Source organism: Helicobacter felistomachi (assembly GCF_030296895.1).
Taxonomy (GTDB): domain Bacteria; phylum Campylobacterota; class Campylobacteria; order Campylobacterales; family Helicobacteraceae; genus Helicobacter; species Helicobacter felistomachi.
On sequence record NZ_AP028022.1, the window covers coordinates 117,612 to 131,163 of the forward strand.

General features: G+C 47.4%; 17 protein-coding genes, 1 tRNA gene and 1 pseudogene. 11 read left to right on the forward strand and 8 right to left on the reverse strand.

Features of this window, described 5'->3' with window-relative positions:
• Positions 1–5 precede the first annotated feature (5 nt).
• Entirely contained in the window at positions 6–1,052 is a 1,047-nt protein-coding gene (recA, locus tag QUE23_RS00685) for a recombinase RecA (RefSeq protein ID WP_286348807.1), read from the reverse strand.
• Between the two features lie 276 nt (positions 1,053–1,328).
• On the opposite strand from recA, the pseudogene thrS reads away from it, so the two are divergent.
• From thrS to QUE23_RS00725, 8 genes and pseudogenes are all read left to right on the forward strand, one after another.
• Positions 1,329–3,132: pseudogene (gene thrS, locus QUE23_RS00690) on the forward strand (threonine--tRNA ligase).
• Positions 3,129–3,641, forward strand: coding sequence for a translation initiation factor IF-3 (gene infC / locus QUE23_RS00695; RefSeq protein WP_104691018.1), 513 nt, complete (start codon positions 3,129–3,131; stop codon positions 3,639–3,641). The pseudogene thrS and the gene infC overlap by 4 nt, the downstream one beginning before the upstream one ends.
• Before the next feature lie 19 nt (positions 3,642–3,660).
• Positions 3,661–3,855: a 50S ribosomal protein L35 gene (rpmI, locus tag QUE23_RS00700; protein ID WP_286348808.1), complete on the forward strand. Its 195-nt coding sequence runs from the start codon at positions 3,661–3,663 to the stop codon at positions 3,853–3,855.
• A 67-nt stretch (positions 3,856–3,922) separates the two neighbouring features.
• A complete protein-coding gene (gene rplT, locus QUE23_RS00705) occupies positions 3,923–4,273 on the forward strand; it encodes a 50S ribosomal protein L20 (RefSeq protein ID WP_286348809.1) in 351 nt (116 codons plus the stop codon).
• Between the two features lie 153 nt (positions 4,274–4,426).
• Positions 4,427–5,389 carry an outer membrane protein gene (locus QUE23_RS00710; RefSeq protein WP_286348810.1) on the forward strand — a complete coding sequence of 321 codons (963 nt, stop codon included), beginning with the start codon at positions 4,427–4,429 and terminating at the stop codon, positions 5,387–5,389.
• An 84-nt stretch (positions 5,390–5,473) separates the two neighbouring features.
• Positions 5,474–5,572 (forward strand) — tRNA-Sec (locus tag QUE23_RS00715).
• Positions 5,573–5,587: 15 nt separating this feature from the next.
• On the forward strand, positions 5,588–6,430 hold the full coding sequence (locus tag QUE23_RS00720; RefSeq protein WP_286348811.1) for a biotin synthase: 843 nt from the start codon (positions 5,588–5,590) through the stop codon (positions 6,428–6,430).
• Complete coding sequence (locus QUE23_RS00725) at positions 6,423–7,256, forward strand: YihY family inner membrane protein (protein ID WP_434802020.1); 834 nt, start codon at positions 6,423–6,425, stop codon at positions 7,254–7,256. Before QUE23_RS00720 ends, QUE23_RS00725 begins: the two co-directional genes overlap by 8 nt.
• A gap of 6 nt (positions 7,257–7,262) precedes the next feature.
• Here QUE23_RS00725 and nusB read toward each other — a convergent pair whose 3' ends face one another.
• From nusB to kdsA, 3 genes are read right to left on the reverse strand one after another with little or no spacing between them, the layout of a single operon-like run.
• On the reverse strand, positions 7,263–7,664 hold the full coding sequence (gene nusB / locus QUE23_RS00730; RefSeq protein WP_286348813.1) for a transcription antitermination factor NusB: 402 nt from the start codon (positions 7,662–7,664) through the stop codon (positions 7,263–7,265).
• Positions 7,664–8,131, reverse strand: coding sequence for a 6,7-dimethyl-8-ribityllumazine synthase (ribH, locus tag QUE23_RS00735; RefSeq protein ID WP_286348814.1), 468 nt, complete (start codon positions 8,129–8,131; stop codon positions 7,664–7,666). Before ribH ends, nusB begins: the two co-directional genes overlap by 1 nt.
• A 10-nt stretch (positions 8,132–8,141) precedes the next feature.
• A complete protein-coding gene (kdsA, locus tag QUE23_RS00740; protein ID WP_286349463.1) occupies positions 8,142–8,927 on the reverse strand; it encodes a 3-deoxy-8-phosphooctulonate synthase in 786 nt (261 codons plus the stop codon).
• Between the two features lie 110 nt (positions 8,928–9,037).
• Between kdsA and pyrF the strand changes: the two genes are divergently transcribed.
• Entirely contained in the window at positions 9,038–9,730 is a 693-nt protein-coding gene (gene pyrF, locus QUE23_RS00745; protein ID WP_286348815.1) for an orotidine-5'-phosphate decarboxylase, read from the forward strand.
• Positions 9,717–10,529: a pantoate--beta-alanine ligase gene (gene panC / locus QUE23_RS00750; protein WP_286348816.1), complete on the forward strand. Its 813-nt coding sequence runs from the start codon at positions 9,717–9,719 to the stop codon at positions 10,527–10,529. Before pyrF ends, panC begins: the two co-directional genes overlap by 14 nt.
• A 194-nt stretch (positions 10,530–10,723) precedes the next feature.
• Here the strand turns inward: panC and QUE23_RS00755 are convergent, their stop codons facing one another.
• The 4 genes from QUE23_RS00755 to QUE23_RS09900 are packed head-to-tail and all read right to left on the reverse strand — an operon-like array spanning position 10,724 to position 12,154.
• Complete coding sequence (locus tag QUE23_RS00755; RefSeq protein WP_286348817.1) at positions 10,724–11,095, reverse strand: hypothetical protein; 372 nt, start codon at positions 11,093–11,095, stop codon at positions 10,724–10,726.
• Positions 11,096–11,290, reverse strand: a complete 195-nt coding sequence (locus QUE23_RS00760; protein WP_286348818.1) for a phage holin family protein — start codon at positions 11,288–11,290, stop codon at positions 11,096–11,098.
• Positions 11,287–11,703 (reverse strand): DUF5675 family protein, encoded by a 417-nt coding sequence (locus QUE23_RS00765; RefSeq protein ID WP_286348819.1) that lies wholly within the window; start codon positions 11,701–11,703, stop codon positions 11,287–11,289. The genes QUE23_RS00760 and QUE23_RS00765 overlap by 4 nt, the downstream gene beginning before the upstream one ends.
• A gap of 19 nt (positions 11,704–11,722) precedes the next feature.
• On the reverse strand, positions 11,723–12,154 hold the full coding sequence (locus tag QUE23_RS09900; protein WP_353622250.1) for a type II toxin-antitoxin system death-on-curing family toxin: 432 nt from the start codon (positions 12,152–12,154) through the stop codon (positions 11,723–11,725).
• Between the two features lie 164 nt (positions 12,155–12,318).
• Between QUE23_RS09900 and QUE23_RS00775 the strand changes: the two genes are divergently transcribed.
• Entirely contained in the window at positions 12,319–13,482 is a 1,164-nt protein-coding gene (locus QUE23_RS00775) for a glycosyltransferase family 4 protein (RefSeq protein ID WP_286348820.1), read from the forward strand.
• Positions 13,483–13,552: the final 70 nt, after the last annotated feature.

Below are 13,552 nucleotides of genomic sequence, written 5' to 3' on the forward strand. Positions count from 1 at the left end.
AACCCTTAATCCACTTCTTCTGGGCTGTTAGGGACACTAGGTTCAGCCAAAGCGGGGCGCTCAAAGAACTTGCCTCGGATCTTTTCGGCGATCTCATAGGCGAGTTCGGGCTCGTTTTTGAGCGTGAGCTTGGCCGCCTCTCTGCCCTGCCCGAGTTTTCTATCTTGATAACTAAACCACGCCCCCGCTTTTTCAACAAGATCTAACTTCACACCATAATCGATGAGTTCGCCCTCAAAGCTGATCCCGCTGCCGTACATCACATCAAATTCGGCCTCTTTAAAGGGCGGGGCGACTTTGTTTTTCACCACCTTCACCCGCACCCGATTGCCGATGGGTTGCTCGTTCTGTTTGAGCGTGGCGATGCGCCGAATGTCGATTCGCACACTCGCGTAGAATTTAAGCGCATTGCCTCCCGTGGTGGTTTCCGGGCTACCATAGCCCATCGTGCCGATTTTCATGCGGATTTGGTTGATGAAAATCAAGGTTGTGTTCATCTTGTGTAAAATGCCCGTGATCTTGCGTAGGGCTTGGCTCATCAAGCGGGCTTGCAAACCCACGTGCTGATCGCCCATATCCCCCTCAATCTCAGCGCGGGGGGTGAGAGCCGCCACAGAGTCGACCACGATCACATCCACCGCTCCCGTGCGTGCCAAAGTTTCTAAAATCTCTAGAGCTTCTTCGCCCGTGTCGGGTTGAGAAATGAGTAAGTTATCTGTATCCACTCCCAACTTTTTAGCATATTGCACATCTAAGGCGTGTTCGGCATCGATGAATGCGCATGCTCCTCCATTTTTCTGCGCTTGCGCCACGACATGCAGGGTTAAAGTCGTTTTCCCGCTCGATTCAGGCCCATAAATTTCCACAATCCTCCCCCTAGGCACGCCCCCAATGCCTAAAGCCACATCCAGCCCCAAAGACCCCGTAGAAATGCCCTCAATGTGCTCAACCTCGCGATCGCCAAGGCGCATTAAAGCCCCCTTGCCAAAGGCTTTATCGATTTGTTTAATGGCAGACTCGATCGCCTTTTGTTTTTGTTCATCCATCAACAACCCCTTCTAAAAATTTAGCCTGGATTCTAACAAAACAATGGCTAAAATCAACTTAGAATGGGGGCTGGCTTTAAACAAAGGTTTAACTTTCATGTGGCAGAATCAGGGCAGTTTTTTGTAAAATTTCAGGCGGATATGCGCGCTTACTTGAGCTTTATCTTTTTTGCATTGTATTTGTGTGGGTGTTTGCAACCCATGAAAGGTCCTGAAGCGGAGAAAGTGGATCGCCAGGTGCAGTGCGGTTTTGGCTCGAGTGGGTGTTAGGTAAGGATTGATTTGGCAGAACAGATAGGCATTAAGAAAGAAGGGGAGATTTACGATTTACAGAGTTTGGCAACACAAGAGGGTGAGGCGATCTACTTTGGCGACAACGATCCAGCCCTAGAGATCATCCGCCATTCTTGCGCCCACCTACTGGCGCAAGCCATTAAACAACTCTACCCCGATGCGCAGTTTTTTGTGGGTCCCGTGGTGCAGGAAGGCTTTTACTACGATTTTAAGACTTCCACGAAAATCAGTGAAGAGGATTTGGAGCGTATTGAAGAGCGCATGCGTGCCATTGCTAAAAATAAGCACCCCATCACTAAAAGCACCATGACCCGTAAAGAAGCTTTAGAGAAGTTTAAAGACGACCCTTTAAAGCACGCCGTCATGTCAAGGATTGAGGGGGATAGCTTTAGCGTCTATGCTCAGGGTGAATTTGAGGATTTGTGTCGGGGTCCGCACTTGCCCCACACGGGATTACTCCAGCACTTTAAACTCACCAAACTCGCCGGGGCGTATTTGGGGGGCGATGAGAATGCTGAAATGTTGCAAAGGATTTATGGCATCGCCTTTGCGAGCAAAGAAGCCTTAAAAGAATATTTGTTTCAATTAGAAGAGGCGAAAAAGAGGGATCACCGCAAATTAGGGCAGGAGTTGGGGCTGTTTTGCTTTGACGAAGATTTGGGGGCGGGGCTACCCATTTGGCTACCTAATGGCATGCGCTTGCGCCAAAGGATTGAAAATTTGCTAAGCAAAGCCCTTTTAAAATACGGCTACGAGCCTGTGCGTGGGCCCGAGATTTTAAAAAGCTCTTTGTGGCAAACCAGCGGACATTACCAAAACTACAAAGAAAATATGTACTTCACCACGATCGATGAAGTGGAGTATGGCATTAAACCCATGAACTGCGTGGGGCACATTAAAGTCTATGAACACGCCCTACGTTCTTATAAAGACTTGCCCTTGCGTTTTTATGAATACGGCGTGGTGCACCGCCACGAAAAAAGCGGGGTCTTGCACGGGCTTTTAAGGGTGCGCGAATTTACGCAAGACGATGCACATATCTTTTGCCGTTTTAGCCAAATCAAGACGGAAGTGCTGGCGATTTTAGAATTTACAAAAAAAGTCATGGAGGTCTTTGGTTTTAGCTATGAAATGGAGCTTTCGACCAAGCCAGAAAAGCACATCGGGGAGGCGCACATTTGGGAGCAAGCCACAAACGCCCTAAAAGAAGCCCTAGAAGAACAGAATATCCCCTTTGGCATCGATGAGGGCGGGGGCGTTTTACAGCCTTAAAATCGACATTAAAATCACCGATGCGATCAAGCGCAAATGGCAATGTGGCACCGTGCAGGTGGATATGAACTTGCCCGAGCGCTTTAACTTGAGTTATGCCAACGAGCAAGACCAAGAGGAAAGGCCCGTGATGATCCACCGCGCGATCTTGGGCTCTTTTGAGCGCTTTATCGCCATTTTAACTGAACACTACGGGGGCAATTACCCTTTCTTCATCGCCCCCGTGCAGATCGCCTTAGTGCCTGTATCGCCCGAACAAGTGGCGTATGCCAAGACCTTACAAGCCGAGTTGGTGGAAAAGGGCTTTTTCGTGCAGTTGGCGGATAAAAACGAAACTTTAAGCAAACGCATCCGCACCCTTGAAAAGCAGAAAGTCCCCTTCATTGTGGTGTTGGGACAACAAGAGGTGGCGCAAGAGAGCGTGGCGGTGCGCGATCGCGCTTTAGGGCAACAATACAGCCTAAGCAAGGCAGAATTTAAACAACAAATGGAGGCTAAAATGCAAGAGGTCAGTTTTTGAGTAAAGATGCGCTGTTAAACGAGGCGATCCACTTTAAAGAAGTGCGCTGTGTGGGCGATGGTGGCGAGCAATTTGGGATCATCTCTTCAGCGGAAGCTTTAAAAATCGCGCATAGCAGAGGGCTGGATTTGGTGCTGATCTCTGCGAGCGCAAAACCTCCCGTGTGTAAAGTCATGGACTATGGCAAGTTTTGCTACCAAAGCGAGAAGAAGCAAAAAGAGGCGAAAAAAAAGCAAAAGCAAATTGAAATTAAAGAGATCAAACTCTCCACACAGATCGCCCAAAACGACATCAATTACAAAGTCAAGCACGCTCGAGAGTTCATCGAGGCGGGCAAGCATGTGAAGTTTAAAGTCGTGCTTAGGGGGCGGGAGAACAACGACCCTAAAGCAGGGCTAGCCGTTTTGCAAAAAGTGGGCGAGATGATGAGCGACATCGCCAACGCCGACAAAGAGCCCAAAACGGAGGGGCGTTTTGTCATGTGGCTTTTTGTCCCCCAAAAGAAGTAAATTTTAAGAAAGGAGAAATATGCCAAAGATGAAAACCAACCGCGGAGCGGCTAAACGCTTCAAGGTGAAAAAAAATCTCATCAAGCGGGGCAGTGCGTTTAAAAGCCACATTTTGACCAAAAAAAGCCCACAGAGAAAAGCAAATTTAAACGCTCCCCACTACGTGCATCCGACAAATATGCATTCTGTGGCCGGGCTTTTGTGTAAGGCCTAAGTTTTCCCCCTTCAGCAAAAAGCAAAAAGGGCAAGTTTAACAAACACCTAAAAGGTAAAGGAAAGTTATGAGAGTTAAAACCGGTGTGGTGCGCCGCCGCCGCCACAAGAAAATTTTAAAATTAGCGCGGGGTTTTTACAGCGGACGCAGGAAGCACTTTAGAAAAGCTAAAGAGCAGTTAGAGCGCAGTTTATGCTACGCCTTTAGGGATCGCAAACAGAAAAAACGCGAATTTAGAAGTCTTTGGATTGTGCGTATCAACGCCGCTTGCCGCATGCACAACACAAGTTATTCGCGCTTCATGCATGCCCTAAAAAGCGCAAACATTGAGCTGGACCGCAAAATCTTAGCCGACATGGCGATGAACGACGCGCCCGCCTTTGATGCCTTGTTTGAACAGGTCAAAACCCATCTTTAGCAAACCCTAGCAATGGCGTTAAAGCCATTGCTATAAAAATTGTTTCTGTAATATTATTTTATTGCTTATTTTTTTGTATTTTTATGTTTTTTATTAACGCCATTGTGCTACAATGGTGAGTCTATAAATCCATTAAAATTGCAAGGAATCTCAATGAAAAGAACGATCGTGGCTATCCCTTTAGCGGCAACTTTGTTAAGTGCAGCGGACGAGCCCAAACCGGCGCAAAACCCAACGCCCACCCCCAGCCAAGCGGTGCAAACACAAAAGTCCTCCGCCCCTGCAGCAACACAGAGTCCAACGCCCGCGCCTAGCCAAACAACACAGGTGCAAAAACCCCTCACCCCCACGGCACAAAAAGCCGTCCCCGCTAGGGTGCGCATAGGTGCAGCGCCACGTGGGGAAAGAAATGCCTTTTTTGTAGGGGCGGATTACCAACTGGGCATGATGACCTCCAACGAACAGGCTTGTGCGCTTGGTTCACATTGTTATTCGGGGACTGGGGCCGGCACCAGCGACTGGGGCAACATGGGTAGCCACGACTTTATGGGCACTTTAAACAGCCGCTCCCATGTCACCAATGGGTTTGGCATCATGGTTGGGTACAAGCACTTCTTTAAAAAATTGCCCGAAGTTGGCTTGCGCTACTACGGGTTTTTTGACTATGCGGGCACGGATTACCGCTACTTTAAAAATTTAAATTCCAATGGTGATTGGGCGCAAAGCATTTACAAACCCACGAATATTTTCGCTTATGGGGTCGGCACGGATTTTCTCTTTAACCCCAAGAGATTCAATAAAGAGAACTTCCACTTTGGCTTTTTTGCGGGTGTGGCGATTGGGGGGACTTCTTGGGGACCTATGAACCGCTATTACCAAAGCTTAATGGAAAACTACGGCGGACATATTAGGGTGTCTAGCTTTAACTTCTTTTTTAATGGCGGGATTCGTTTTGGCACGAAACACAATGGCTTTGAGATTGGGATTAAAGTCCCCACAATCCCCACGAACTACTACACTCTAAATTACCACTCTTCCGTTCAAGCTGGCATACCTTACAGAGCCAATTTGCAACGTAACTTTGTCTTCTACTGGCGCTATTTGGTGAGCTTTTAGTTTGTTTAACCCCCTTTTTGTAAAAGGAAGCCTAAGCTTCCTTTGGTGCTTACTTCCCTTGAACAGAAAAAAAGGGGGGCAAGTGGAGAGCGTGCAACACTGGTGTGTGCCTTGGGCTTCAAACCCACAGAGCGTTTAGGTGTTCTAAGCGCTGCAAAGTTCGATTCTTTGGCTCTCTCGCCACAATAAAGGTCATCTATGCGAGAAATTTTTTTATGTTCCATCTCTAATGTCAGCAGTGGGGATTGCCCCGAAGATTGTGCCTATTGCACGCAAAGTTCTCACCACCAAGGCAAAATCCGCCGCTATAAATACAAAAAGCCCGAGGATGTCCTAGAAGAAGCCAAGTATTTGCACTCTCTGGGGGCTTTGGGCTTTTGTCTAGTAACCTCTGGGCGGGGTTTAGACGATAAAAAATGCGAATACATCGCTAACCTAGCCCAAAGCATTAAAAAGGAAGTGCCCCACTTGCACTTGATCGCTTGCTGTGGACGTGCAGATATTGAGAGTCTCAAGCACCTAAAAAAGCACGGTGTGGATAGCTACAACCACAATCTAGAAACCTCCCAAAACTTCTTCCCCAACATCTGCACCACCCACCCGTGGGAGGAACGCTTTGAAACTTGTGAGAATGCCCTAAGAGCGGGCTTGCTCTTGTGCTCAGGCGGGATTTTTGGGCTAGGCGAGAGTTTTAACGATCGTGTTGAACTGCTACGCACTTTGCAGTCTTTAACGCCCGCCACCACGCCCATTAACTTTTTCATCCCAAGCCCTAGCCTCCCCATTAAAGAAAGCGTGATGGGCGCCCAAGAAGCCCTAGAGTGTCTAACCCTTGCTAAAGAGTTTTTACCCAAGACGAAACTCATGGTGGCTGGGGGTAGGGAAGTGGTCTTTGGCGCAAATCAGAGAGAAATCTTTGATTGTGGGGTGGATGCGATTGTGCTGGGCGACTACTTGACCGCTAAAGGGGATGCGCCCAAGAAAGATTTAGACATGCTTGCCAACTACGGCTTTGCCATCGCCACAAGTTGCGATGGGTAAAAGGCTTTTAGAGTTTTTTACACAAATATGGGCGGGGATTTTGGGTTTTGGCTACGCATGTAGTCACCTCGTAAGTCCACGCCTGAAATGCCGTTTTGAAGAAATAGCGATCGTCTTTTACTACGCCTCTTCTTTAAGCTTTTACACGATTTTATCCCTCTCGCCCATTTTATTGTTCATCGCTCTTGCTTTTGTCGACCCCTTTGCCAAAGCCTTCCCTGTCGAACGATTCTTTTTGCCCGATAGCCCTGACTTCATGAAAATGGCGCGTTCATTATTCAAGTCTTTCACCCAAAATGACAGCGCGCTCGGAGTTGTGGAAATCGCCTCCATCGCCATCGCTTTTTTTCTATTTTGTGAAAACTACCGCTACATCGCCTCTAAGATTTTTAACGCCGAACCTAGGGATTACTTCAACTTTAGGGGAAGGCAGATTTTTGTCTTTTGGGGGTTTGGCACGGGCATTGTCTTTATTTTGGTGCTGCCCTTGATTTTATTTTACGACCTAGAGATGCAAAGCCTAGTGCAGGGCTGGTTACTCTCATTGTTGCACTGGCTAGGTGCTTATCTTTTCTTTTATTTACTCTTCATCATCCCCACAAATAAAACCTTTAAACGCCCCATCACCCCCCTCTTTTGGAGCTTTGTTACAAGCATTTGCTGGAGCTTAATGAAATGGGGCTTTGTCTACTATGTCCTGTTTAGCGACACTTACCACGAATTGTACGGCTCGGTGTCGATTCTGTGGTTTTTAATGTCTTATGTTTATATTTCGTGGTTGCTCTTGCTCTTTGGCATGTATGCCTGCACCATCAGCGACTCTTAGCGAGTCTTAGCGACTTGCCTTTACCAAATGGTCTAACACGGCATTGACTAATTTTGGGGCGTTGTCCTCCCCATAGACTTTGGCAAGCTCAATGGCCTCATTGATCACCACCGCAGGTTTGGTTGGGGTGTGTAAAATCTCATACGCCCCTAGGCGCAAAATGGCGCGCTCCATGCGCCCGATGCGCTTTAAATCCCAATCCTTTAAAAGCGGTTGCAAGGCAGCGTCTAAGGCATGCATTTGCTCTAACACCCCACCCAAAAGCCCTAGGGCAAAGCGTTGTTGGGCGTTTCTAATTTTCTTTTCTTCTAAGAGCGTGGGGGCGGCTTTGAATATCTCTGTATTGCCGCTATCAAAGGCATAGAGCAAGCCCGCCACCGCTTCCCTTGCTTGGCTGCGAGTCGCCATTAAAAAGCACTATACAAGTTGAGAAGTTCGATGAGAGTGTCCATCGCCGCTGCCCCTTTATTGCCCGCCTTCGTGCCGGCCCTCTCTAGGGCCTGTTCGATGTTGTCTGTGGTGAGCAGTCCAAAGCTCACAGGCAAGCCGTATTTTAAAGTCGTGTTGGCAATGCCCTTAGTCGCCTCTGCGCTCACATAATCAAAATGCGGCGTGCTGCCTCGAATCACCGCCCCCAGCACACAGACTCCATCGTATTTGCGTGAGTCTAAGAGTTTGTCTAGCACAAAGGGCAACTCATAAGCCCCGGGGACTTTCACTAGGGTGAGATTTTTTAAATCCCCTCCATGCCGCCTAAAACTATCCATGCCACCCTCCACGAGGCGATCTGTGATTAAGTGGTTAAAGCGTGCGGCCAAAATGGCCACCTTTTCGCCCCCCTTTAAGACAAGTTGCCCTTCTAAGACTTGATGCATTGATGATCCTTTATGCGTTGTTTAATGAAGCGTTGATTTCTTGCAACACCAATAAATCCTGCACTAAGGGCAAGAGAGAAGAGATAGGGATCATGTTGGGCCCATCGCTTAGCGCCCCCTCAGGGTTAATGTGCGTTTCCATAAAAAACCCGTCCACGCCCACGACCGCACTTGCTTTGGCTAAATAAGACACAAAGCCCCGCTCTCCCCCGCTCTTGCCCCCTGCAGCTCCGGGCATTTGCACGCTGTGCGTCGCGTCAAAAATCACGGGCGCAAAGGCGCGCATCACAACCAAAGATCGCATGTCCACAACTAAATTGCTGTAACCAAAACTCGCCCCCCTCTCACACAAATAAATCCCATGTTCTAAGCACGCTTGGTAAGTGGCTTTCTCGTGTTTGTTTTTAGCCCGCGTGTTTAGGGCTTTTAGGGCACTGTATTGCATGTCCTTTGGGTGCATGAATTGTCCCTTTTTGATATTGATCGCGCTTTTGGTCTTGGCAGCCGCCACGATTAAATCCGTTTGGCGGCACAAAAAAGCGGGGATTTGCAAGACATTGGCAACTTCAGCCACTGGGGCGGCTTGTGCGCTCTCGTGTATGTCGGTGAGGATTTTATAGCCAAATTTGGATTTAATGCCCGCCAACATCTCCAAGCCCTTAGCAAGCCCGGGGCCCCTATAACTCTCTAGGCTCGTGCGGTTCGCCTTGTCAAAGCTGGCTTTAAAATAAAAATCCACTTTAGGGTCTAGGGCGATGGGGCGCAGTTTCAAGGCGATTTCTTCTAAGACTTCCATGCTCTCAATCACGCACGGACCGGCAATTAAAACGCTTTTTTGCAAATAGTATCCTTGTTTGGAGTGTGTTATAATAGCGTTTTGTCTTAATATTTGGCTGAAGGGGTGCTATGCAACTTTGTTTGGCTTTGGACTTGGGCTCCAAGCGGGCGTGTTTAGATTTGTTAGAAAGCTTAAGGGGCTTAAAGTTGCTCGTCAAAGTGGGTTTGAGGGCGTTTGTGCGCGAAGGCCCTAGTTTTATTAAAGAAATCCAAAACATGGGCTTTAAAATTTTCTTGGATTTAAAATTGCACGACATCCCCAACACGATGGCGGGTGCCGTCTTAGAGTGCGCCCATTTGGGCGTGGAGTTGCTGACCTTGCACGCAAGCAGTGGCAGTTCTGCCCTTTTAGCGGTCATGGAGCAAGTACAGGGCTTAACACAACGCCCCAAAATCTTAGGCGTTACCTTGCTAACAAGCCTAGATGAAGCCCAAAGCCAAAGTTTGTATAACGCCCCCTTAGAGCAACACGCCCTGCACCTAGCCAAGTTGTGTTTTAACAGTGGGTTGGATGGCGTGGTGTGTTCGGTTTTTGAAAGCCTAGCCATTAAAAAAGCCACAAGCCCACAATTCTTAACCTTGACCCCGGGCATACGCCCCAACTTGCAAGACGTGCAGGATCAAAAGCGCGTGGGTACTCTACAAGACGCAAAAAACGCTGGGGCGGATTTTATTGTCATCGGCAGGCCCATTTACCAAGCTAAAGACCCCGCTGCCACCACCATCCAAATCTTAGAGAGCCTAGAACATGCAAATTTGTGAAAGTCCAGCAGATTTACAAGCCCTAAAAGCACAAAATGTCGGCTTTGTGCCGACTATGGGCGCATTACACGCCGGGCATTTAAGCCTCATAGAGCGCGCCAAAGCAGAAAACGCTTTTGTGGTTGTGTCTATCTTTGTCAACCCCACACAATTTGGCGCAAATGAAGACTTCAGCCAATACCCCCGCCCCATAGAAAAGGACTTAGAGCTGTGTGCTAAGGTGGGGGTTGATGCCCTCTTCACCCCAAAGGCGGACACGCTCTACCCCTTTAAAGAAGCCGTTAGTCTAACCCCCCCTAAGGATTTACTAGGCTTTGAGGCAGATATACGTCCCGGGCATTTTGGCGGCGTGTTGCAAGTGGTGTTGAAGCTCTTTAACCTTGTGCGCCCGACAAAAGCCTACTTTGGACAAAAGGACGCACAGCAACTTTTAATCATCCAACGCGCGGTGGCTGATTTATTCTTGCCCGTGGAGGTTGTCGCTTGTCCCACCTTAAGAGATAGCGATGGTTTGGCTTTAAGTTCAAGAAATGCCTATTTAAGCCCTAAAGAGCGTCAACTTGCCCTAAAAATCCCCAAAGCCCTAACCACCATCAAAGAAGCCTATGAAGCGGGCATCACGCAGAGGGCGAGCCTTTTAACTCTAGGGCAGGAAGTGTTAAGCCCCCTTGAAGTGCAGTATTTAGCTCTAGTCAATCGGCAACTGTTGCCCTTAGAGCGCATTGAGCCCAACAACAGCCTCATTTTAACCGCTGTCAAAGTCGGCACTACAAGACTTTTAGACAATTTATGGCTGTGAAGTGAAACAAGCAGAGATAGACATTGTCCTAGAAGTGTTTAAGGCGATCCAAACCCATCAGCCCCAATCGCCTTTACGACAAAGCGCAGGAGCTCTGCCAAGCGGGCAAAATCTCTAGGGCATTTGCCTAACAAGATGTGGCAAGGATGTGGCGTTAGTCCAAAGCTCGATCACCAACGATGACACTGAGATGATCACCGATGAACTCTTGAGGATTTCCAACAAGGGTAAGGAGAGTAACGCCCGGGGATTTCCCCCTCCTTAAATATCTGCAGTAAGTGCTGGATGTGGGCTAATTGTTCGTGGCAGGTTTTAAGGTCTTTGAGACTCTTGGGATCTTTGTAGCGTTCTTTGATGATTTTGACTTCTTGGGGCTTTTGCTCAAGGTACTTCTTGCTGTCAAGCTCTAAGGCTTGGATGTGCTGGTTTTGTTCTTGTAAGTGGGCTTGGCTTAACTCTAGCTTTTCTTTGAGCGCGCCATTGGCCTTGAGTAAGTGGGCTAGCCCGCCAAGTGCGCCCATTAGGCCTAGACTCAAGGCCACCACCACGATAAGGATATAGGGCATTCACTTTCTTAAGCTAAGGATTTTTTGCACGACTTCAATGGTGCGGTCGATGCCAAAGTAGCCCACACTGGCCGACAGCCCCACTTTGGCCATGTAGGGTAGGTTGGTGGAACTGAGCATGGCAAACACACACATGCAAATAAAGCCGCTGGTGCACACCACCACCCCTGCCTTAAGCTTGTCTTTTCTCGTCATTCTCTTGCGTCCACAATGGTTAAACTAAAGTTCTGGGCGCGGTGGGTTTCGACTAGGTCGTAGAACTCGCTCACGGCTTTGGTGGAGTGTTGGATGATGCCTAGCTTGTCGTTGTAGCTTTTGCCTAGCAGAATGCAGCCCAGCGTGTCGATGGCATCATTGCCGACGTGTATCATGATGCGGCGTTTGGCAAAGTTGGGGTTGTTGGGGTCTTTCAGCCAAATGCCTACGGGCTTATCCCATGGGTTTTTATTGCGCCACTCTGGGGGCACACATACGCTGGTGCAGTCCCAGTGGAGGGTATATGTGCCGGGCATGATAGGTTTGTCTTTGCCACTTTCATGCGTGGGTTCGCCGGCATTTTCCATCGTGTGGCATCTAAAGACTTCCTTGCCTGCTTCATCGATAACCACTAGATCACATTATTGTTGCTTAAAAGAGCGAATTAACCTTTTTATTTTCTGTGTAATGATGGATCTTTTTACCCAATTCTGCCTTATCAATTCTGCCCTCAGCGGCAAACACCACAAGGTCCTCAAAGTCTTTTTCAAAATTTGTGGTATCCACCCCGTTAGCTTCTAAAAAATGCACGGCAAGGTAGATGGCAGAGCGTTTATTGCCATCGGCAAAGGGGTGGAACTTAATGCATGCAAACATCAAATGGGCGCATTTATCCTCAAGCGTGGGGTAGTAGGTGTCGTTTTGGATATTCTCTAGTGTGCTCTCTAGGTAACCAACACGCTCAGGGCTGTAGCCTTTCCTTTTAGCCCAATGTGTCTTAATAGAAGAGTCGATCTTTAGGGAGTCTACATATTTGCCTAGTTTGCGTCCACAAGAGATTCTTGGGGCTTCTAAAGAAAATATGCTACAATACGCTTTAGCATCGGGTGTTTTTGCAAAATAGAAACAACGTTAGAGCACAGCAGAGGTGGTCTCAGCTCCGCCTTTCAGTTTACGGTTGCGCGTAGATAGGGATTGGGTGTAGATTTTGTGAGATCAAGGAAAAGGTGTAAGTCTGGAGGAATGATTTGAAAAAGATTATTGTCAATGCATCTTATACTTTGGGTAAAGTAACAGGAATTGGCGTGTATAGTCTTGCTCTGATCCATGCCTTAGACAAGCATTTTCAAGGCACAGATATAAAGTTGGTCTATTATGCTAATGGCAAGCTCTTTAATGATTTACCTAGTTTGGAAAAATTCCAATCACTTGCCACACCCAATAGTTTTCTCAAATCGTCTAAAGACACTTTAAAAAAATGGTTACCCAAATGGCTTTTTTTGTTGGCATGTTATTTTTCTTATAATGTGCTTCACAAAATCATGAATGGAAGATTGTTCCAAGAAACCTACGACCTGTGTATCGAACCGGGCGTTTTGGGTATTTTAGGCATCAATGGCAAAGTTAAAAAAACTTTGGGCTGTATCCACGATCTACCCCTATGCGATAAAGAAGCATGGCGCAATGAACCAGAATATGAGATTCTTTGGAAATTTTTTGTCTATCCACAAATCCGCACCTATGATCAAGCCATCTGTTTTACGGAAACTGTCAAAAAAGATATTTTAAAGACCTTTGGATTTTCTGAAACTAAAGTGCATGTGATTTACCATGGAGTCAGAGTCTATAGACAAGCCTCGGAAGATCTACCACCAAATTTAGGGGAATTCATTTTGGTGGTGGGCAAAGCACGGCGTAAAAACATTAAAAATCTCATCAAAGCCTTTGAATTGTTGCCCATCACCCTTAGACAACGTTTTAAGATCGTGATCACGGGGGTGAATAATGGACAAGTGGACAAAGAAGAAGACGATGTCATCGCTTCTAGCGATTTTGTGATCGACCTAGGCTATGTTTCTGACTCTTTGCTCTCTACCCTTTATGCCCATGCTAGATTGTTGTGGTGGGGCTCTCTCGCTGAGGGTTTTGGTTTACCTATGTTAGAAGCGATGCACGCGGGTTGTGTGGTGCTTTCTAGTGATGTGTCTTGCATGCCAGAAATTCTAGGCGATGCAGGGATTTATTGCAACCCCTATAACGCGCAAGATATAGCCAAACAACTAGAAAAAGCCTTGATGGATGAAGCGTTAAGAACTGAATGCATTGCCAAAGGCTTTGAAAGAGTGAAACGTTTTGATTTTGAAGAAAGTATGCGCAAGCATATTGAGATCGTGGAAAAGATGTTGGATTGATCTGAAAGCTAGGATTAGATTGGCCACACGGAAAAATCAAAAACCTTAAAATGGATTTTTTCTATAAATG